This window comes from Novosphingobium sp. TK46, assembly GCF_055361525.1.
In genome coordinates this window covers 440,684-461,135 of sequence record NZ_CM143963.1, presented here as the reverse complement: position 1 = coordinate 461,135, position 20,452 = coordinate 440,684, and the positions used below count along the sequence as shown (strand labels likewise).

The following is a 20,452-nucleotide window of genomic DNA, read 5'->3' as shown; positions in this document are numbered from 1 at the left end:
CGACTGTGGGCAGTGACGTCGGAAGGCGCCCACATCGCGCCCATTCCAAACGGTGCGGACTGTACTGGCTTGAAGCCGGCTTAGTCGAGATGCCCGTTTGATCGCTGCGCATGGCGGTGCATGGCGGTCCAAGCGCTTCTCGACCGCCTCGCGGGTTGCCGGAGAAGCTGTCATGACCGACCGCGATCGGTCGCCCGTCATGGCCGGCCCCGGTTGCACACGCTGGATCGTCTTTGGCCCGTGGATCGTGGTATTGAAAATGATCGGACGCTGCAGGGCGATCTTGAGCGGTCTGTTGACGACACGTGCAGCTATTGATGCCAGCGCGAGATCGATCTGGATGGTCCCTTACCCCAGAAGACGTCGACGATGTAGGGCGAGATCAGATGGACGTTCTTTTTGGGTATACCCAGGATCAGCCCTAGATCGCGCGTCCCGCAGTCCATTTGCTGGATAGACGTCCAGCACGTCACACGGTCGCCATCCCAGATGGCGGTCGAGGCATGTCGCTCCATCATCGCGTGCGCCTGTTCGGGCACGGTATAGGTTTCGTCAACCTTGACCGGAGCCGCGGCGAAGGCCTTGGCGAAATCTCCGACATGCTTCTCGTTAGGGGCGCCAATCTCGCCTTGTGACGGCCCCGACCACGCCGGGCGCATGCTCCGCCTCACTCGCATCGATCTTGGTGATCCTACCCTTGGCGATTGGGAAACCGACGATGTAGCCGTATGCAAAGCCGGGTGCGACATCCTGCCATAGGCGTAAGTCGCGATCGCGATCGTCTTCAGACCGCCCTCGTAGCAGTCCAGGGGCTTGCCAAGAACCTTCATCCGATCGGTGGGATTAGCGCCTGCGGGTATATCAAAGGTCATGATTTCGCCTCTGCCAAGACCGCCGCAAGGAAACGTGTTGCGATGCCGCTGATCGACAAGTCGATCGCCGCGGTGGCTGCATTCATCAGCATCTGCCTGCGTGAAGGTTGAAGGGCATTGCTTTGCATCAGTGATCCTCGCGATGCGCTGCCCGCGCCGGATCAAATCGATAATGCCGATCTCGGGCTCGGTTACCGGTCCTGGTCTTGATGCAATGGTGAGTCCGGTTCAGCATCGCGCCGTGCAGCCCGCCTGAACCGATCTGACTGATCTCGCCTGTTTCCTGGCTATTGCGCGACGTCGAAGTTGCAGGCGTGCAACACCCGAGCTTGGCGTGTCAGCCTCGGCTGTCAGCCCCGCGCTGCTAAGCTTTCGCCCGCCGTTGAAAGCCTTTTACCCGATCGCGTCGATGGTTGCTCCGCCAGAACCTTCTAGAAAGTCACGGCGCTCTTGATACCAAGGATCACCACGTCGGGCAGGCGGGAGAGGCCGCCGGGATTGACGACGTACTGCACGTTAGGTCGAACGATCAGCCAGGGCATAAGGTGCGCGCTGTAATAAAGCTCGCTGGCGAACTCGGACTTTGGCTTTTCAGCGCCAGGTATCGCCAGCACTGTCGCCTCGGCGGCGCGGCTGTTGATGTGCGTGCGGGCGAGGCCGAAGCCGATGTCGTCCGCGGGACGGCCGGGGATGCCGCCCGCCCAGAACAGGCCCGCCGCAAGCTGGTTGTCGGTACGCTGGGTCCGGCGGTCTGCCTGGGTGAAGTTGAGGAAGACGGTGATGCCCTTGTCGCTCCGCGGCTCCCCCTTGGCATCGGTGCTGGCGGTGCCGGTCAGCTGCTGTTGGACCAGGATATACGCACCATAACGCCCGCTCCGCCTGAGCGGCGCGGTGCCGGTGACCGCGAACGGGCGCCCGTCGCGATCCAGCAGCACGTCGTCTGCATTCGAGGTGTTGTACCAACTGCCGACGCGGTAGCTGCCGGGTAACTGCTTCGTGCCGACCCGTGGTGTCCAACCCGCCTCGTCAATGGCAAGAACGCCCGTCGCGCCGCCGCGTGAGATAAAGAAGGCGTTGTCGAGCTCGTTGGGATTGTTCTCGTAGGCACCGGCCATGGCGTACCAGTTCGGCCGCTTGATCCGGATGCGCGCGCCCCACTGGCTGACCGGCCAATTGTACCAGTAATCGCCGGCGATGTTGCCGGCCGGCGCCCCGCACCAGCTGAGGTTCATGAAATTGCACGAGAAGCTGTTGAAGTCCGCGCCTTGCGTCAACCGGCCGAGCTTGACGTCGACGCCGCCGCCCAAGTCCTGCTGATACCACAGTTCGGTCAGGCGCCAGGTCTGTCCCCGGCCATAGACTTCCTGCACCTGCTGATTGGTGCCGAGCGCGGCACGGTCGGTGAGGTTGACGCCGCGCCGGTACGTGATGGTCGCCTGCACCGTACCGCCGGCTAGGCCGATCAGCTTCTTCGTATCGATGGTCGCGCCGAAAGCGAACTGTCCGGTTTCGGTGGCATCCTTGCGGGCGCCGCCAGCTACGTTGGCCGCAAACTCGCTGACATACGCGGCGGTCAGATCGATGCCGGCATCGCGGATCTGCGTGCGTAGCCCGCCCCATTCGCCGGTCAGCGTACTGGGGGGCTTGGCTTGCTGCTGGCTATCGGCCGCCTTGGTCTCCGGCGTTGGGTGCGGCGCTTCCGCATCCTGGGCAAAGGCTGGACTTACCAGAGCCAACGAAACCGCGAGGAGTGGAACAGAAAGCAAGTGGTTCATGATCACTTCAATCGATATGCGATGACGGCATCGCCGAGCTTGGTACCGAACGTGCCATGCCCCCCAGCGGCGGTGACGACGTATTGGTGCCCCTGCTCCCCGTAACTCATCGGCGTGGACTGTCCGCCGGCGGGCAAGCGATCTTGCCAAACCTTGGCACCGGTCTTCACGTCGAACGCGCGGATGTAGTTGTCCGCCGTGGATGTGAGGAAGGCGACGCCGCCCGCCGTGACCATCGGACCGCCGAGCATCGGCATACCCAGCTTGAACCCGATCGGGATCGGCGAGGAATCACGCGAGGTGCCGACGCGATGACGCCAGACAACTTTGTGCGTGGTCAGATCGATCCCCGCGATCGTGCCCCACGGCGGCGCCGCGCACGGCAGGCCGAGCGGTGACAGGAAGGCATGGATATCGACACCGAACGGCGCGCCGTACATCGGCTGGACGCCATTCTCGCTGCCGGGAGGATGCTTGGCATTAGGCGCGGCGGGGTTCTCGGGACCGCGCGGCAACAGCTTTGAGATGAACGGCATCGCCATCGGGTTGGCGATCGCGACCTGGTGGATCGGATCGAAGGCGACGCCGCCCCACTCGAACATGCCGACGTTGCCCGGGAAGATCAGCGTACCTTCGGTCGACGGCGGGGTGAACGGGCCAGAATAGCGAAGCTTCTTGAACTGGATCCGGCACACCAACTGGTCCAGCATCGTCGCGCCCCACATGTTGGCATCGGTCAGCTTTTGTTGCGGCTGGAACGTCAGCTGAGAATAGGGTTGGGTCGGCGAGGTCCAGTCTCCGGGCGCGGCGCCCTGGGGCACGGGTGTCTCGGGCGCGGGTACGATCAACTTGCCGGTACGCCGATCGAGTACGAAGATGTTGCCGGTCTTGGCCGGCGCATAGATCGCCGGAACGACGCCCTTGGCGGTGCGCAGATCGACCAGGCTGGGCTGCGACGGCAGATCCATGTCCCACAAGTCGTGATGCACCGTCTGGTAGGACCAGGCCCGCTTTCCGGTCGCGATGTCGAGCGCCACCAGTGCGCTGGTATAGCGTTCGATCGCCTTGGAGCGGTTGCCGCCCCAGATGTCGGGCGTTGCCATGCCCATGGGCAAGTAGACGAGCCCGAGCTTCTCATCGGCCGCCGCCACCGACCACATGTTCGGGGAGTTCGGCGTATAATGGTGGGTAGCCGACGGCAGCGCGTTCTCGTCGAAGCTGCCCGAGTCCCACGCCCACAACAACTTGCCGGTGTGGACGTCGAAACCACGCACGACGCCGGATGGCTCGTTGGTGGAATAGTTGTCGATCACCGAGCCGCCCATGATCAGGACTTTCGCTGTCACGACCGGAGGGGACGTGCCCTCCCAGAAACCGGGATGCTTGACCGTCATGCCGTCCTTCATGTCGATCTGGCCATGCACGCCGAAGCCGTCGCAGAGCTTGCCGGTCGCGGCATCCAGCGCGATCAGGCGGCCGTCGTTGGTCGGCAGGAAAAGCCGGCGCGGACATTCCAGGCCAGCGGGTGTGGCGCCATTGGCCGACGCAGCGGTTTGCTCCGCATGGTAGGACAGGCCGCGACACGTAAGATGCTGGTAGCTCGGATCATCGACCACGTGCGGATCGAACTTCCACACCAGCTTGCCGGTCGCCGCATCCAACGCGAACACCCGTTGATGCGGCGAGCACAGATAGACGAGATGCCCGATCTTCAGCGGCGTGACTTCGAAGGTCGTCTCGATGGAGTCGTTGGGGCCGCGCATATCCCCGGTGTGGAAGGTCCACGCCACCTTCAGCGCCGACGCATTGGCCGGGGTTATTTCGGTGAGCGGCGAGAAGTGATCGCCAAAATTCGTTCGGCCATAGGCGTGCCACTCATCGGCAGGGATCGAGCCGATGTCCGCTTGCGACGCCGCGGCGATCTGCGGCGAAAGCTGTCCGCTGATATCGCTGGGATCTTTCCACAAGGCCGTGCAAAGGACCACCGCCGAGGCTAGCAATGCGAGCACCAGCGGCGCCCGGCGTGGTCGTGCCGGAAAGGCCCGCGTCACCCACGGCAGGATCAACACGATCCCGAGCGGAACCAGAATGTCGCCGCGTGGCGCCAGCAGCCAGAAATCCAGCCCGGCTTCGGCCACTGCCCACACCAGCGTTCCGGCGAGCAACACGGCATAGACCGTCAGCGCCTCGCGATGACCCCGGAACAGGAGGGTCGCGGTCGCGACGAGCATGACGCCGGCGATGATGTAATAGATCGAGCCGCCCAAGCTCGCGAGCCAGACACCCCCCGCGAACAGGAAAAGTCCAAGGATGGCGCAAAGAACGGCAGCCATGATGACCGGTAGCCCGCGAGCCGGGCGATCACTGCCGTGCAATGTTTCGATGACCATCGCTAGGTCCTTCCTGTGAGTGTGCAGGCGAATGGAGCGTACAATGCTATTCTTATCAAAGCGGGCCGCCCGGGTTGCGTTTGGCTTAACTACGCGTCGATCGATATTGCCGTTATCGATGGTAATGGGCGACCTATCGATTGATTGATCTTTTCGAGAATGCGGAACGCTGCGCCCGTCTCTTCGGCGCTGCATTCGCGCATCGCTTCGGTAAAGAATTCAGCGCGTGTGGCATCCAGGAGGATCGAAGCGCGCTTGCCCTCTGCCGTCACATCCAGACACTGGGTGCGCCAATTCGAAACGTGCGCGGAACGCACGATGAACCCGCGGGATTCAAGCACTTTGATCGCTCGGGCAACCTGCGCCTTGTCGCGATCGGTCGAGGCCGCCAGCGCCAGTTGCGAAATGCCCGGATTGCGCCCGATTACGCTGAGCAGTCGCGCTTGAAATGGTGCCAGCTTCAGATCTTTGATCACCGTCATTTCCGACAAACGCAGCTGGAGGTTGGTGGCAAGTTCTCGCACCAGACTCATCAGGTCGTTGTCCATAGCGCCCTACTAGACCGTCGGTTGACATAGTCAATCCATGCGTTAGACGATCTGGTCGAGAGATCGAGGCAAGGCTGTCCCTGGCCTACGCCCCGCGATCAAGAACCCTGTGACTACGCCTTGGACGAAGCGGCCCGTTCTATGGTCTTCGACGTCCCGATCCGATCACCCCGGTACCGAGGAACCTTGCGATGCAGGCCAACACGCAAAGCACAAGCACCGGCACGTCGCGAACGCTCGCCTGGCTGGTGATCGGGCTATTCTTCATCTGGGGTGGCGCCACCAGCCTGAACGACGTGCTGATCCCGAAGCTCAAGGGTCTCTATTCGCTAAGCTACTCCGAAGTGATGCTGACGCAGTTCGCTTTCTTCATGGCTTATTTCGTCGTCTCGATCCCGGCTGGTGCGCTCGTCGCGCGGATCGGCTATCTGCGCGGCATCGTTACCGGGCTGATCGTCACCGCGGCTGGCGCTTTGCTGTTCTGGCCCGCCGCACTGTCGGGCATCTACGGCAGCTTCCTCATCGCGCTGTTCGTGGTTGCCGCCGGCATCACCATCCTGCAGGTCGCGGCGAACCCCTTCATCGCGCTGCTCGGCGATGAGAAGACATCGAGCAGCCGGCTGACATTTGCACAGGCATTTAACGCGCTTGGCACGACCGTGTGGCCGTATATCGGATCCACGCTGATTTTTGGCGCCGCAGCGACGACCGATCCGAAGACCTTGTCCGGCGCCGCTCTCGATGCCTTTCGCTCTGCCGAGAGCGCCATCGTCGCGCACATCTATGTCGGTATCGCCGTCGTATTGGTGATCGTCGCCGCAATTTTCTGGATCCGCCGGAATGCGGTGCGAGACGAGCGGCCCGACGCGGTCGGCTTCGCCGACAGCTTGGCACTGCTGCTCCAGCGACGCGTGCTGTTCGGCGTCATCGCCCTGTTCGCCTATGTCGGTGCCGAAGTTTCCATCGGCAGCATGATGGTCAATTACCTGGAGCAGCCCGGAATCCTGGGTCTTGATGCCCAGACTGCCGGTCAGCGGCTGTCACTCTACTGGGGAGGCGCAATGGTCGGCCGCTTCATCGGCGCGGCTCTGCTGCAGCGCGTACCGGCTGGCAAGCTGCTCGCGGTTTTCGCGGGTTGCGCGGGCTTGCTGGTGATGCTCTCGATGGCGAGCGGCGGCCCGATCGCAGGATGGAGCCTGCTTGCCGTCGGGCTGTTCAACTCCATCATGTTCCCCACCATCTTCTCGCTATCGCTGAAGGGCCTTGGCGCGAAGACCGCGGAAGGGTCTGGCCTGCTGTGCATGGCGATCGTCGGCGGTGCCATTCTGCCACTGGCGACGGGCGCACTGGCGGACGCGACCACGATCGCGACGGCATTGCTCATTCCCGTCGTCTGCTACGTCGTAATCGCCATCTTCGGTATCGCCGATCGGGAGGAAGCCTGAAGCTACGAAGCTTTGTAAGTGGTTACGTCGGCTCCAGTTCCGCGCGGCGCGCCCAACGGCGCCTAGCGAAGCTGCAGTTCTATAGGGCGGTGACATACGACGAACGATTGGACGTTGGCATTCGTCACAGTGGACGCTCAACGCTTGCTGAAGAGCAATACCGACCGATGCTGCGCCTAAGCGGAAGATCGCCGCGAGCCAGGTGGGCGGTCATCAGGCTCCCCAGGATAGCCTCGCTACGGTTGAAATCGAACTCGCTAACTGGTTGCGCGGGCGCGCGTTGAACGGCGTACCACAGCACTGTCCTTCGAGATCTGAGGGGATGGCTGCATTGGGCCGCTTGTTCGTCAACCCGGTGGTAGCGGCGGTTGCTGCAGCCGAAGCGGGCATCGGGCTGGCAAACGTGCTCAGCTACCAGTCTGCTGCAGCGATCGCCGAAGGCAAACTCGTTGAGATGCTTGATGATTATGCGTCGCCAGCAATGCCTGTCAGCTTGCTTTACGATGCCGCTCGAAGTGCGATACCCGCGGTACGTGCGTTCATCGACGTCATCCGTACACGCGCAAGTGACGGTGCGTGGCGGTAGTGGGCTGCTGCTTGCGTGTGTAACAGCGCTGACTCAGACCGTGGGGCCATGCTGAGACGCGCCCTCATTGCGGACGTACATCGCCCGAAGTTCGAATTTTCTTCTAGGAACTTCGGGTGATCGCCGAGCATACGAGCGTCAGCGAGGCGGATGACTGCCTGGTTGTCGAAACCATTTTTTCGTGCGCCCGTGACGTGAGCGGTGGTGGGGCTTAGCTGCGGCTGCGTTGGGCGGTCTGGTGGTAGAGAAAGGCTGTAAGCGACGCGAACACCAGTGTGCCGGCCCCCAGCGTGACACTGGCCGGAAGATCGGGCATGAACGCCAGGGGGCTGTCCGATCCGGTCACCGCGACAATACCGGCGAAGGCGACACCCCACAGGCTCTCGCCCACGATCATTCCGGTGGCGGTCAGCACGCCCATGCGAAGGGCGCTGTCGGGATTGCGACTGCGCTTGGCCCGGTGGTCGTAGAACCAGCCGATGATCGAGCCGATCACAACCGGGAGGATCACCGCCATCGGCAGGTAGATGCCGATGCCCACGGCAAGCGGCGGAAAGCGCAGCAGCTTCGCCTTGCCCATGATCTCGTCAAAGATCACGAACCCGACGCCGGCGAGCGCGCCGTACTCGATCATTGGCCAATTAAGATCGCCGCCGAGTACGCCTTGCGCCAGCGCCGAGATGAGCCCGGCCTGCGGCGCGGACAGGGCGTTGGGCCCGGCTCCGGGGGCGCCAACGAAGCCGAATGCGGTGTTCAACAGGTCCAGGACGGGAGGGATGATCAGGCTTCCGAAGACGACGCCGATAACCAGCGCCACCTGCTGCTTCCACGGTGTCGCGCCGACAAGCTGGCCGGTCTTGAGGTCCTGCAGGTTGTCGTTCGAGATCGTCGAGACGCCGAACACCACCGCGGTCACGATCAGCGCGTAGGCGATCAGCGCGCGGGTGGTCTCGGGCGGGTTCTCGCGACCGAACAGTCCCGCGAGGAGCAGTGCGGCGGCGAGTACCGCCAGGATGCCGATCGCCGATACGGGCGAGTTCGACGCCCCGATCAGCCCGGCCATGTAGCCGCATACCGCAGCCACCAGCATGCCAAGTACCAGCACGAAGAGCAGGGCGCCCGTCACCAGCAGCAGTGCCGATTCCATCAGCGGACCGTCTTGGAGCGTCGACCACAGCAGCCAGGCAATCGGCACCATGAGCGCGAGGACGCCGCCAATGACGATGGTGATCGGCAGGTCGCGTTCCTCCAGCGCGAGCGCCTCGCCGCCACGCCGCGCGCGGCTTGCCTGAAAGGCGGAGCGGATGCCGCCGATGACAGGACCGGCGATCTTGATCAGGGTCCAGATCGCCGCGACGCCGATCACCCCGGCTCCGAAGAAGCGGACATCGGCGCGAAACACGGCGTTGGCCCAGCCTTCGACATCGCCCGCCATCGGATGCTGCGCGGTGAGCATGGGAAGCAGCACCCACCAGCCGGTCGCGAGGCCGAGGAGCTGCGCGAGGCCGACGGACAGCCCGACGAGATGGCCGACACCGAGCAGCGCGAAGGACAACCCCCCGGAGATGCCGGTGGCGCCCGCCCCGGCGCGGAACCAGACGGCGGCCTCGGCCACGACGAGCTTCGTCTGGGTCAGGATAGCGAAGCCGGCGGATGCAAGGCTGCTGGTGACCAGAAGCCACAGCCCGTTCGCGCTTTCCTGAGCGCCCATGTCGGTCGCCGACCCCACCTTGAGCACTTCGGCGGCGGCACGCCCTTCGGGGTAGGGCAGGTCCGTGTCGATCACCAGCGCGCGGCGCAGCGGGACCGAGAACATCACGCCCAGGATGCCGCCCAGGCCCGTGATCGCGGCGGTGGTCACATAAGGGAAGCCCTGCCACCACCCGATCATGACCAGGCCCGGGAGCACGAAGATGATCGCGGCCAGGGTGCCGGCGGCGCTCGCGATGGTCTGGACGATGTTGTTCTCGAGGATGCTGGCTCCGGGCAGATACCGCAGCACCGCCATCGAGATCACCGCCGCGGGGATCGACGTCGCGAACGTCAGCCCGACCTTGAGCCCCAGGTAGACGTTCGCGGCGGTGAACAGCAGCGTGATGATACCGCCCAGGATAACGCTGCGGACCGTCAGTTCGGCAAGCGGCTGGATCGGCTTTGAAGTCATGGCGGCTCTCTCGGGCAGTGCAGCGGCGCGCATCTGTCGCACAGCGCAAGCGTGCTGACGAGCGCGGTTCGCCTCGTGCTCTTGCTTCTTGTAAATCGCTAAAGGCTGGGTCGATCACAATGGCGCGCTGTAGCGTGTAGCTTTGACTCGGGCGCAGCCCGCTGCCGCCCTCATCGTTCGGTTCAAAGGCGGTCTCAACCGGCATCGCCGCGGGACCGACGATATCGTACGCATCGCCGCGCTCATGCGCGATCTGCCGATCGGCGTGTTCAATCGCCGCTATGTCGTCGTGGGTTATGGCGACATAGAATTCGTGGTGGTCGCCCCCGATGTTACGGTCGAAGCAACAGCGGCGCTCGGCAACATAATCATCGGTTCCCTCAACGAACGCACCCTCATTCTGGCAGCTGAAACAAGCCTAGCGGTCATGGCGAGGATCGGCGCCGCGCAATATGAGCCGGACGAAACCTGCCTGGATTTTCTCGCCAGGGCGGACGGCGCTCTCTACGACGCCGAGCGCGGTGGACGAAGCCGGCTGCGCATCGCCTCCCCCGGCACCTTGCAGTCGCTGTGTAGCCGGCCTCTGCTATTGCCGCATGTCGAGCCTTCCGCTGATGTGGAGCCGCAACGTACGAGAATATTGTTCACTTTTCGTTCCATCTGTGCCATACGGTGCCGATGGCCGACTCTTCTGTCCGCAAGATCATCCAAGTCGATATGGACGCCTTCTTCGCCTCGGTGGAGCAGCGCGACGACCCGTCTCTTCGCGGCTTGCCGCTGGCTGTGGGCTACGGCGCTGCGCGCGGTGTCGTCGCAGCTGCCAGTTACGAGGCGCGCCGGTTCGGGGTGCGCTCGGCGCTTCCGTCGGTCACGGCGATGCGGCTCTGTCCGGACCTCGTTTTCGTGCCGCCCCGGTTCGACGTCTATCGAGAAGTTTCGCGGCAGATCCATGAAGTCTTCGCCCGCTTCACGGACCTGATTCAGCCTTTGTCGCTCGACGAAGCCTACCTCGACGTGACGGCGAACAAGCTGGACATCCCCACAGCCTGGATAACAGCAAAACACATACGCGCCGCGATCCTGGAGGAAACCGGCCTCACCGCTTCCGCTGGTATTTCCTACAACAAGTTCCTCGCCAAGCTCGCCTCCGATCATCGCAAGCCGAATGGGCAGTTCGCCGTGACGCCCGACATGGGCGCGGCCTGGGTCGAGACGCTACCGGTCAGCCGGTTTCACGGCGTCGGCCCGGTAACGGCGGAGAAGATGAAGCGACTGGGGATTGAAACCGGCGCGGATTTGCGCGCCACTTCGCTCGATTTTCTGGAACGCCACTTCGGCAACTCGGCGAACTGGTACTACGCGATTGCGCGCGGCGTCGATCACCGGCCGGTAAACCCCAACCGCGAGCGCAAATCTTCAGGATCGGAGACGACTTTCGACCGGGATCTGACTGATCCTGCCGAAATCGAAGCGGGCATGCTGCGCATGGCCGAAGACGTTTGGCGCTGGTGCGAGGCGCGCGGCGCGTTCGGTCGGACTGTGACAGTGAAGGTCAAATATGCGGACTTCAAGCAGATCACGCGCAGCCGGAGCCAAGACGGCGCGGTGACGACGTTCGGAAATCTGCGTCGAGTTTCCCTCGATCTCTTGAACGCGGTTCTTCCACCGGCGAAAGGTATTCGCTTGGTTGGAGTGACCGTTTCGAATTTCGTTGAGCAGGTCGGGGTGACACAATCTGCACTGCCAATGTTCCCGGAGGGTCAGGCCGCATGATGCTCGACCTGTTCGATGCGCCGGTCCTTCCGGGACTCCGGACCCGACTGGACGTCATCGATACGAATGAGGAGCGCGCACTGATCGACCGCATCGAGGCCACGGACTTGACGCCATTTCGCTTCCAGGGCTGGACGGGCAAGCGGGTCACGACCTCGTTTGGCTTCAGCTACGACTTTGAAATCGGACGACCGCTGGACGCGCCGCATGTACCGGATTGGCTTGCTCCCTTCCGCAGTCGGGCCGCCACGTTCGCCGGGATCGATCCCGCCTGCCTCGTGCAGGCCTTGCTGATCCGCTACGATCCCGGTTCGGGCATTGGCTGGCACCGCGACCGACCGATCTATGAAGACGTGATCGGGATTTCTCTTGGGGCACCGGCGACGCTGCGGTTCCGACAGCGGCGTGGCGACGGGTTCGCGCGAGCCTTTGTGCCGCTCGAGCCGCGCGGTGCCTATCACCTGAGCGGTCCCTCGCGGCATGAATGGGAGCACAGCATTGTGGAAGGAACCAAGCCGCGCTGGTCGATGACGTTCCGCAGCTTGGCGCAGCGTAAATGATCCCTGACTTCGTCGTCATCGATGTCGAGACGGCCTGCTCGCGCGTCAGCAGCATTTGTCAGGTCGGCATCGTCGGCTTCCGAGACGGCGCCGAGGTCTTCGAATACGAAACCCTGATCGATCCGGTCGATCACTTTTCGTCATTCAACACCCGGATCCACGGGATTACGGTCGATCACGTCAGAGGTAAGCCTACCTACAGAGACGTGCATGAAATCGTCGACGGTCACCTGGCAGGGCAACTCACCGTGGCCCACTCGTATTTCGATAAAGGCGCGCTTGGCGCGGCGTGCCGCGTGCATGGTCTCGCGCCTATCGAAACCAGTTGGCTGGATAGCGTAAGGGTTGCGAAGCGGGCGTGGCCCCAACTTCAAAGCCACCGCCTGAACGTTCTGACAAAATACCTTGGTATTCATCACAAGCATCACGACGCCCTTAGCGACGCCCGTGCAGCCGGCCAGGTGATCGTGCGTGCGATCGAGCACACCGGGATTGCGCTTGCGGGTTGGGTCACGCCGGCAAGTGGCCGAGCCGGGCCGGCGCCAAAGCCTGCTTTTGATGGGCCGCTAAAAGGTCAGCGCATCGCTGTCCTCGGTGCGCCACGGAACGGTCCCCTTGCACAATACTTGGCTGCCGCAGGCGGCAGGATCGTCGCTTCGGTGGGCGTAACCACGACAATGCTGGTGATCAGCCGGGAACAGCCGTTCGGCACCTACGTCACCGCGCACGTGGATCACCGTCGCGCGGAACAGATGCAGCAATCCCGCAGTAATTTCGAGATCGTACATGAGCATGAGATTCGCGCACGCCTGCCCCTGGCATCCTGAGCGAAGGCGCATCTCGGCTTCCATCGCCAATTCGCCGTCTTCACTCTCTAGGCTCGCCGATCTCGCCTGCGATCGGCTCTTCGTCGTTTGCGTCGTTACCCCTAACCCTGTTCGGGTCGAGGTACGTTGCAACCTTGCAACGCATGACTGCTAGACTAGTGTGCCGGCCCAGTCGGGCATCATGTCCTTGGTGATTGCACGATCAGGCGGGAAGCTGACCTTGCCGTCTTTGATCAGACCTTGAAGCTGCTGCAGAAAGGCTGCACGGTTTTTCACGAATAAAGGATCCTGCGCGGGTGTCATCTTTGATGTCGGGTTCTGGATCTGCATGGGCTTGAGTAAGCCACTAAGTCCCCCGGACGTTCCGGCGAGTTGATCATGCAGGAACTGCGCATTGACCAGTTTTTGGGCCCGGTCAGTGGTGTTGTTCATGTACGAAGAAGTCAAGTTGCTGAAGAAGCGGCCATCGTCATAGCTGACCTCGCCCTTGGCGAGGTGCTCCTGAGTTTTGAAGGTGCGGACGCCTTGGGTGGCGACTGACGCGGCGCCGTTCACGGTGTTGTCGCCATACGTGCTGTCATTGTATAAATACGAGCCGATCAGCGAAAGGCTGCGCGCGACGCGGTAGGTCTGCCGCCGGCTAGCGCCAGAAGCGCTTGGTGTCACACAAGTCATCGTAGGCTTCGGCGGCGGCGGTGAGCAGCGTCTTCTTCCTGGTGGTTCCAAGCAGAACGCCGGCGTCGTCGTCGTTCTCCAGGCCAAGTTTGCGCAGTTCTTCGGGAGCCGTGGCAAGATCATTGAGTGTGCCGAGTTCATCCTGCAAAATCTCGAGTGCCGAAATAAAGCGCTTGTACCGCTTGCGCTCGCGTTTGGCGGCGAACAGCGCGGTGAAGAACTCGCTCGCATAACGCAACTTCTTGGCGTCCTTTCGCAACGTGTGGCGTGCTTCGTCGTGCGCCGCTGTCAGATTGCGACCGCCCTTCTTCACCTTGCGTCGGATACGGTCGAGCGAGGCTTCGGCAAAGACCCGCGCCGGCTGTTCACGTAGTTTGCGGGTTTCGTCGATGCGTAACCACTCGCCGTCGAGCAGCCATTCCACCAGGTCGAGCATGGCCCAGCGGGCGCGAGGGGATGCAAAAGCCGTTTCAACTTGCTCGTAGGCCGCGTCGCGGGCGGCCTGTAGGCGATCATGGAGCGGCCCGGTTGCGGCACGTGTGACCAGAACATCGAGGTTGCGTGCCTCGCCCAGTTCCGCTGCAAGCCAGCGCAATTCCTCGCGCAGGGCTGCGGCTTGTTCGTCGCCTGCCAGCAGGTGCTTGAAGATCGAGAACGCGGATCGCAGCCGACGCAGCGCGACCCGGGCCTGGTGCAGTGCCTCGACCGAGCGATCATGGCCAAGGGCGTTCTCGTTCAGCCGGAACTGGCGGATGCAGGCTTGGGCGATGTGCTGGAATGCCTCGGCGGCGTTCATCTCGGACGCAAGCGTTACCTTTCCGGCCTTGAACGAGGAACGCGGGCGGCTGGTCAGACGATAGCCACGCTCCGACTTGGACAGGACGCCGACGTGGACGGGCACATCGGCATCAAGCTTGCGCGCCAGCGCGAACAGCGCAGCCGGGGTGCCGTGCTTGAGTTCCATTTCGACTTCGCAGATCCCGTCCTGGCGTGAACCGGCGATCACCGCGCCGCTGTCGAGCACGAGCTCGATCTCGGCATCGCCTTCGTGCACGATCCAGGTTCGACGCTCGACATTCACCTCGAAAAGCGGTCCGATCTCGTCAGCGCGATCACCCAGCATCGCGCGCACCGGCGTCGCATGGTCGAGCGACGGCACGTCGCTGCTGACCGGCATCTCCCACTCCGGGCGCACGAACAGTCCGGCGCCTGCCGCACCGCTTGCCTTGATCGTCTGAATGCGCGCGTCGCCCGAGCGTCGGATACGCAGTGCGAAGCCCGCCTCAGCCAGGTCGTGATCGGTCGTATCGAAGTAGACCGCGTGCAGTTGCTCCACCTTGGGCTCGCCAGGAAGAAGCGCCGATGCCGCCAGCGCTGCCGCCGCGGTCTCGGAAATCTCGAGCTTTAGTTCCACTTCAAGCACGCGCTGACTACCTTGCAATTGGGTCGCTGCATCTAGAGCGGCGAGGCATTGCATAACGTCTCATTCACGAATTTGCTGCGCCGCTGGCGTCGCGGCGATCGACTACTCGGCAAATATTTCGGCGTAAGTTGCTCGCCTGGCTGAAGCATCGCATCGCGTGGCATCAAGGAACGTTGCCGCACCTTCTGCCCGAGTAGTAGAAGCTGGCGGCAGGTTGGGCAGCACGCAATTGCGGCTTAAGCCGGCCGGACAATCTGCGGCCGGAGGTCCGGCGACAGGGCCTTGGCAACGGGGTGGAAGAGGGTGGAGAAGGCGAGGGTGGCGTACCGCTTTCGCCCCCGTTCGAACCGCCACACCCCATGAGCATCAATGCCAGCGCACAGACGATGGTGCCATGTGCTGTGTGCTTCGTGCGTCCGATCGTCATACCGCAATTGCCCTCATCGGCGATAGACCACGGGCGCATGACAGACCCACGGCATTCCGGACGAGTTCGTTCGCTATGTAAGGCGACGGTCACGCGCCCATGCAAGGCTGCCGCCATCGCGTAGGGTGTGCCAGGACGATGAACTTGCCGATCCACACCAGCTCGACTGCCGACTTCGCGCGGATCAGGGACGAAATCGTCGACAGTTTCGACGAGGAACTGGAGATGGAGATCGACGAGAGCCGGCTCGATGCGCTCCTCGCCACTAGCGACGAACATGAGGCGCCCGAGGGGATCGATCGGCGCTCGTATCTTCGCGAGCTGTTCCGTCCTCAGCACGAACTCGTCCGATGGCAGGACTGGGTGGTGCACAAGGGGCTCAAGGTGGTGGTGATCTTCGAAGGATGCGATTCTGCGGCAAGGGCGGAGCGATCAAGCGGATTGCGCAACGCTTCAATCCACGCGTGTGCCGGGTGGCGGCGCTGCCCGCGCCCAGCGAGCGCGAGCGCAGCCATTGGTACTTTCAGCGCTACGTTGGCCACTTGCCGGTCGCGAGGGAGATCGTGCTGTTCGACCGCAGCCGGTACAACCGCGCCGGCGTGGAGCGCGTGATGGGCTTCTGCTCTGAGGACGAGGTGGAGGAGTTTTTTCGTTCGGTGCCCAAGTTCGAGCGGATGCTGGTGTGATCGGGCATCATCCTGGTCAAGTACTGGTTCTCGATCACCGACGACGAGCAGAAGTTTCGCTTCGACATGTCTGGGGGGCAGCACCGATACGGCGGTGATTTTGCCGACACGTACACGTTGGCATCGAACGTGAACCCGCCGGCTTGCAGGTTGATGTTCAGCGTCAACTCGGCCCTCGGCTGAGCGGTCGTCAGCCAGGCGATCGCGACCGGTCCGGGCAGCGGCAGGCTCGGCAGCGTGGCATTGGTGCCGAGCTTGTCGACGGCGCCATCGGCGTAAGCGTAGCCTGGTGCGACGACAGCGCAAGAATGCCTTCATCAGTCGTGGTATCGGCCGACCAGCGCCCGCCTAAGTATCCTGTCCTCCAGGGAGTAATACAGCGCGATCCGATCACCCTGCGCGACGGTCGAGGCCGCAAACGCGATATCGGTGGCTTCGCGGTTCCGCGCTGGAGGTGGCACCAGCAGCGGTTCGATCCCGCGTCCCGTTACCCGAGCAAAATCCGGACTGAAGGTGATCCAGCCGATCCGCCAGCGCGCATCGTGCGTCGCGCCATTGTAGAACATCACCGGCTCTTGACCTGCCGTCTGCCAGATTGGGCCCGTCGACAGATGCCAGTTGTCCCAGCTATCCTCGCGGATGCCAAAGGGGTCTGGCAACACGGTCCATGGTCCCTTCGGCGTGGGGCCACTCGCCATGCCGATGCGCGATGCGCCCTGCGCCGCATATTCGTAGAACAATCGCCAGTCGCCCGCCGTTGTCTGCGCAAGCGTGGCTTCCTTGATATTGCCCTCTCCTGGCGGTGCCTTCAGCACCAGATCCTCCTTGACCAGTGCCGTCAGGTCCGTCCCTGCTGCCAGGATCATGCTGCCTTGCGCGCGTGCCGCATCGACACCGGTATAATAGACGAGATATTCGTGACCGGTCATGAGGACGGTCGGATCCTCGCAGCCGCCCATGTCCTCCGCACCCGGCCCAGGCACGATCGCCAGCCCGGCGTGCATCGTGAAAGCCAGCCCATCTCGGCTCTCACCGCGTGCGATGATCCCGGTCGGATCGCGAGGGCCGAGCGGATGCGGCACGCCGCGCACCATGATCCGGTAGAGATCTCCTTCGCGCCAGACGAACGGACTCATCAGGTCCATGGTGTCGATGACCGACCCGGCGGAAATCGTGACCGTGTCGAGCTGCTCGACCACATAGGTGATCATCATGCGCCTTGCGCCACGGTCAATGACAGCGCACCATCGATGGTCACGGTCGTCCCGGTGATATAGTCCGCAGCCGGCGACAGCAGGAATGTCACGAGAGCTGCAACCTCATCGGGCCTGCCCGCGCGCTTCCAAGGGATCGCCGCCTCCTTCGCTGCCAGCTCGGTCGGATGATCGAGCGCGGACTGGTTCATCGGAGTAAGGATCATACCCGGAGCAACGCCGTTCACCGCGATGCCCTTCGGCGCAAGCTCCAAGGCCAGCGTGGCGGTCAGCTGCGATAAGCCGCCTTTGGCGGAATCATAATCAGCTCCCCCTGGGCGTGGTGCGTGTTCGTGGATCGACGAGATATTGACGATCCGCCCCCTCGCGTTTTCCGCCTCGAGAGCACGGACCAGCCGCCGGCAGGTGAGGAATGGACCATAAAGGTCGGATCGGACGACGCGGTCGAACTGAGCGAGTTCCATGTCGACGAGCATCGTGCCGCTCATGTTCAACCCAGCAGAATTAACCAGCAGACTGACTGTGCCGAACGCCTTTTCGGCTTCGGCAAATAGCCGCTCCACCGCTGCTTCGTCACTCACATCGACCTGCACCGCCATCGCGCGATCGTTACTCCCGATCGACGCGCAAACGGTCTGAGCGGCAGCCGCATCCTTGAAATATGTGATGACGACAAGAGCCCCGGCGTCGCCGAGTGCTTTGGCGCAAGCGGCGCCAATCCCGGATTCACCGCCCGTGACGATCGCGATCTGATTTTCGAATATGGTCATGACCGGTGAACCGTTGCGTACGCCGCGCGGTTTCATGAATTCGCGGTCATCTCAGCGCCACGTTCGTGCATCGTCGCCGGTAGCGAGACCGCGACCGCGACAACTGACCAAGTTCGATGGACACCGTTTGCTTGCAAGCACTTGGCTTACCCGACAATCAGGGATTGGGATCGGGAAGCTTCCCGACGATGACGCAGTTGTTCTGGTTACAGGTGCCTCGACCGGGTTGGGTCGCGCGATCGCGGCGGGGGCCGCTTTGAGGATATGATCGATGCGGGACTAATTCGGTGGCATGATGAACCAGAAGGTGTGAAAGGCTAGGTCGTCGGTGTGATCGGCGCGCTACGAGCAAGCCGTCATGCTCTCACTGGGAGGATAAAACATGACCGACAGCGATGAAATTCGCGCCAGAGAGGCAATAAAGCAAAGCAAGGCGCGTTACTTTCGCGGCGTGGATACCAGCGATGGATCGCTTGTCCGCAGCATTCTGGCTGCCGACTGCGTCCTCGATTACACCGGCTGCTGTACCGACCCGACCACGGGTGAGGACTTCCTGCCGCAAATGAACATAGTCCTGAACGGTCGTTCATCCTGGTCCGATGGCGGATTTGCGCAACAGGGCATCGTCAGTGTGCACCAGGGTTTCAACTTCGACATCAGTTTCGTCAGCGATGTGGAAGCTCGGTCGATCTGCGCCATGTGTGACCGAATGTACTTTCCGGCAGGCTCTCCTTTGACGCAGTTGACAGGCTTCGGGTACTATCAGGAAACCTACCGCCGCGATGGTGATGTCTGGCGGATCGCGACACTGCGGATTGAACGATTGAAGGTATCGGCAGAGCGCGCCGCTGCCTGAGCACGCTGGCATTCTCACCACTTCGGGACGGGCAGTTCCGATGCGACACTTTTTCAAATCTTGCCGAGGCTCGCGCGCTCACGGTGGCTGACGATCAGCACCATGGCGCGCGAGGGGCGCAGGCGAACAGCGCTGCGAGGGATTTCGCCGCGCGGCTCACCACAGCGGTCGTTGCTGCAAGGTGGCGCGGCGATCGCGGATCTGCTTGTCTCGCTGCTCGGGTGAGATGGTGCCGGTGCCCGTAGGAAGAAGCTGGCGCACTTCGGAGAGCGCGACCTTGCGCACCTGCGGCACCGGCTGGGTCGCGCACTCCATCCATCGGCCCTGAATCATCCCCGTTGGATATCCCGCCGTCGCCAGCCAGTTCGGCACGCCGGGATCCTTGGCCGAAACCACTACCCGCAGCACGCCATCCTTGTCGACCGTCGTCTGCGCGCCGTTGAGGCTGCTGAGGTTGTTGTACCAGTCGGTGGTCTCGTAGATCTCGTTGGTCAGGATCAGCGAGTTGTAGGTGCAGTCTTTGGGAACCGGCGTTTCGATGATGAGAGCCTCGTCATCCTTCAAGTCGTAAGCCCCCTCGAAATAGAACTGCCCGGCCAGGCCACCGAGCGCGTTGAAATCGACAGCCTTCAGCTTGTTGACGAAGCCTTCCTCGCGCAGTTTGCGAGGCCGGTCCACCAGCAGTGGGGCGATAAAGCCGGCCGCGGCAGGAATGGCGCGCAGCTTATTCTCGAGCACTTGCGCGCTGGGGCGCAGTCGCGCGGCAGGGACATCTAGGCGTTCGATGGAGAGCGTCGGCTCCTTCTCCTTGCCCCATTCCGAGCCGACCATGCGGACCAGCAGCGAGCGGGTGGCGGGATCGGACTGCCACCAATCCCCGGTGTAACCCACGGGGCGAACCGGGCTGAGGATAACGTCATAACGGCCCTGAGCATCGACCTTCAGCTTGTTGAAATCGTGCACCGGCCGCGGCTTGGCAGGCGCGCCCGGCGTCGCCGGCTTCGATGGCGGCGCCATCTCGGCGATACGGGCCTGGTTCATCGTCCCGCGCAAGCCCCTGAGCCGGTACGTGCCGCCCGGCGCGATCGTGGCGGCACGATAGTTGGTATCCGCGTTGGGCTGGCCCGTGGTGATGTAGTTGTTGATCTGCGGAAGGAAGACCGGATAGTCGGGATCGCTGGCAAGGGCGTCGATCGTCCCCGCGGCCACGGCCGAGAGCGCCAGCCTGCCCACCTCGGCGCGCACCTGGGGATCGTTGCGCTGGTCTTCAGGCAGCTTGGCGAGGATTCGATCGGGCAAGTCGCGTACCCCGTCGAGGAAAGCGGTCCAGCCGGGCACCGAACTCTCCTTGCCCCCACTGGCCGGGGCAGCCGGGGCGGGGGGCGCCGCGCGGGCACCAGTGGAAAGAAGCGCGCCAACCAGTGCGGCGGCTCCGAGGTAATGATGTAAGCGCATGCGATC

17 protein-coding genes and 2 pseudogenes are annotated in these 20,452 nt (G+C 63.0%); 9 read left to right on the top strand and 10 right to left on the bottom strand.

Going from position 1 to position 20,452, the window contains the following annotated elements:
- Positions 1 to 311 precede the first annotated feature (311 nt).
- Positions 312 to 659: a molybdopterin cofactor-binding domain-containing protein gene (locus ACXJ1Z_RS02110; RefSeq protein WP_463779200.1), complete on the bottom strand. Its 348-nt coding sequence runs from the start codon at positions 657 to 659 to the stop codon at positions 312 to 314.
- 69 nt (positions 660 to 728) lie between these two features.
- Here ACXJ1Z_RS02110 and ACXJ1Z_RS02105 point away from each other — a divergent pair, with 69 nt between their 5' ends.
- The gene (locus tag ACXJ1Z_RS02105; RefSeq protein ID WP_463779199.1) at positions 729 to 983 is read left to right on the top strand and encodes a hypothetical protein; all 255 of its coding nucleotides are present in this window, start codon (positions 729 to 731) and stop codon (positions 981 to 983) included.
- A 320-nt stretch (positions 984 to 1,303) separates the two neighbouring features.
- Here ACXJ1Z_RS02105 and ACXJ1Z_RS02100 read toward each other — a convergent pair whose 3' ends face one another.
- The 3 genes from ACXJ1Z_RS02100 to ACXJ1Z_RS02090 form a co-directional block, all read right to left on the bottom strand.
- Positions 1,304 to 2,647 (bottom strand): carbohydrate porin, encoded by a 1,344-nt coding sequence (locus tag ACXJ1Z_RS02100; RefSeq protein WP_463779198.1) that lies wholly within the window; start codon positions 2,645 to 2,647, stop codon positions 1,304 to 1,306.
- 2 nt (positions 2,648 to 2,649) lie between these two features.
- On the bottom strand, positions 2,650 to 5,037 hold the full coding sequence (locus ACXJ1Z_RS02095) for a glucose/quinate/shikimate family membrane-bound PQQ-dependent dehydrogenase (RefSeq protein WP_463779196.1): 2,388 nt from the start codon (positions 5,035 to 5,037) through the stop codon (positions 2,650 to 2,652).
- 89 nt (positions 5,038 to 5,126) lie between these two features.
- The gene (locus ACXJ1Z_RS02090) at positions 5,127 to 5,585 is read right to left on the bottom strand and encodes a MarR family winged helix-turn-helix transcriptional regulator (RefSeq protein WP_463779195.1); all 459 of its coding nucleotides are present in this window, start codon (positions 5,583 to 5,585) and stop codon (positions 5,127 to 5,129) included.
- A gap of 191 nt (positions 5,586 to 5,776) precedes the next feature.
- On the opposite strand from ACXJ1Z_RS02090, the gene ACXJ1Z_RS02085 reads away from it, so the two are divergent.
- Entirely contained in the window at positions 5,777 to 7,030 is a 1,254-nt protein-coding gene (locus ACXJ1Z_RS02085) for a sugar MFS transporter (RefSeq protein ID WP_463779193.1), read from the top strand.
- 331 nt (positions 7,031 to 7,361) lie between these two features.
- Entirely contained in the window at positions 7,362 to 7,616 is a 255-nt protein-coding gene (locus ACXJ1Z_RS02080; RefSeq protein WP_463779192.1) for a LysR substrate-binding domain-containing protein, read from the top strand.
- Positions 7,617 to 7,827: 211 nt separating this feature from the next.
- On the opposite strand, the gene ACXJ1Z_RS02075 is transcribed toward ACXJ1Z_RS02080, so the two are convergent.
- A complete protein-coding gene (locus tag ACXJ1Z_RS02075; RefSeq protein ID WP_463779190.1) occupies positions 7,828 to 9,780 on the bottom strand; it encodes an OPT family oligopeptide transporter in 1,953 nt (650 codons plus the stop codon).
- 244 nt (positions 9,781 to 10,024) lie between these two features.
- Between ACXJ1Z_RS02075 and ACXJ1Z_RS02070 the strand changes: the two are divergent.
- The 4 genes and pseudogenes from ACXJ1Z_RS02070 to ACXJ1Z_RS02055 form a co-directional block, all read left to right on the top strand.
- Positions 10,025 to 10,303, top strand: a pseudogene (locus tag ACXJ1Z_RS02070) (diguanylate cyclase domain-containing protein); the annotation flags it as partial.
- A 155-nt stretch (positions 10,304 to 10,458) separates the two neighbouring features.
- A complete protein-coding gene (gene dinB, locus ACXJ1Z_RS02065) occupies positions 10,459 to 11,553 on the top strand; it encodes a DNA polymerase IV (protein ID WP_463781141.1) in 1,095 nt (364 codons plus the stop codon).
- Positions 11,550 to 12,113, top strand: coding sequence for an alpha-ketoglutarate-dependent dioxygenase AlkB (locus tag ACXJ1Z_RS02060; protein WP_463779189.1), 564 nt, complete (start codon positions 11,550 to 11,552; stop codon positions 12,111 to 12,113). The genes dinB and ACXJ1Z_RS02060 overlap by 4 nt, the downstream gene beginning before the upstream one ends.
- Positions 12,110 to 12,940: a 3'-5' exonuclease gene (locus ACXJ1Z_RS02055; RefSeq protein ID WP_463779187.1), complete on the top strand. Its 831-nt coding sequence runs from the start codon at positions 12,110 to 12,112 to the stop codon at positions 12,938 to 12,940. The genes ACXJ1Z_RS02060 and ACXJ1Z_RS02055 overlap by 4 nt, the downstream gene beginning before the upstream one ends.
- 150 nt (positions 12,941 to 13,090) lie before the next feature.
- On the opposite strand, the gene ACXJ1Z_RS02050 is transcribed toward ACXJ1Z_RS02055, so the two are convergent.
- Together ACXJ1Z_RS02050 and ACXJ1Z_RS02045 are read right to left on the bottom strand one after the other, a co-directional pair.
- Positions 13,091 to 13,615 carry a hypothetical protein gene (locus ACXJ1Z_RS02050; protein ID WP_463779186.1) on the bottom strand — a complete coding sequence of 175 codons (525 nt, stop codon included), beginning with the start codon at positions 13,613 to 13,615 and terminating at the stop codon, positions 13,091 to 13,093.
- Positions 13,581 to 15,038, bottom strand: a complete 1,458-nt coding sequence (locus ACXJ1Z_RS02045; protein ID WP_463779184.1) for a CYTH and CHAD domain-containing protein — start codon at positions 15,036 to 15,038, stop codon at positions 13,581 to 13,583. Before ACXJ1Z_RS02045 ends, ACXJ1Z_RS02050 begins: the two co-directional genes overlap by 35 nt.
- A gap of 526 nt (positions 15,039 to 15,564) precedes the next feature.
- On the opposite strand from ACXJ1Z_RS02045, the pseudogene ACXJ1Z_RS02040 reads away from it, so the two are divergent.
- Positions 15,565 to 16,151 (top strand): annotated as a pseudogene (locus ACXJ1Z_RS02040) (polyphosphate kinase 2 family protein).
- Positions 16,152 to 16,468: 317 nt separating this feature from the next.
- Here ACXJ1Z_RS02040 and ACXJ1Z_RS02035 read toward each other — a convergent pair.
- Both ACXJ1Z_RS02035 and ACXJ1Z_RS02030 read right to left on the bottom strand, forming a co-directional pair.
- Positions 16,469 to 17,365 carry a glycoside hydrolase family 130 protein gene (locus tag ACXJ1Z_RS02035; RefSeq protein ID WP_463779182.1) on the bottom strand — a complete coding sequence of 299 codons (897 nt, stop codon included), beginning with the start codon at positions 17,363 to 17,365 and terminating at the stop codon, positions 16,469 to 16,471.
- Entirely contained in the window at positions 17,362 to 18,135 is a 774-nt protein-coding gene (locus tag ACXJ1Z_RS02030; protein ID WP_463779181.1) for an SDR family NAD(P)-dependent oxidoreductase, read from the bottom strand. Before ACXJ1Z_RS02030 ends, ACXJ1Z_RS02035 begins: the two co-directional genes overlap by 4 nt.
- A 382-nt stretch (positions 18,136 to 18,517) precedes the next feature.
- Here ACXJ1Z_RS02030 and ACXJ1Z_RS02025 point away from each other — a divergent pair, with 382 nt between their 5' ends.
- On the top strand, positions 18,518 to 18,991 hold the full coding sequence (locus ACXJ1Z_RS02025) for a nuclear transport factor 2 family protein (RefSeq protein WP_463779179.1): 474 nt from the start codon (positions 18,518 to 18,520) through the stop codon (positions 18,989 to 18,991).
- A gap of 156 nt (positions 18,992 to 19,147) precedes the next feature.
- Here ACXJ1Z_RS02025 and ACXJ1Z_RS02020 read toward each other — a convergent pair whose 3' ends face one another.
- Positions 19,148 to 20,446, bottom strand: coding sequence for a DUF1214 domain-containing protein (locus tag ACXJ1Z_RS02020; RefSeq protein WP_463779177.1), 1,299 nt, complete (start codon positions 20,444 to 20,446; stop codon positions 19,148 to 19,150).
- Between the last annotated feature and the right edge of the window lie 6 nt (positions 20,447 to 20,452).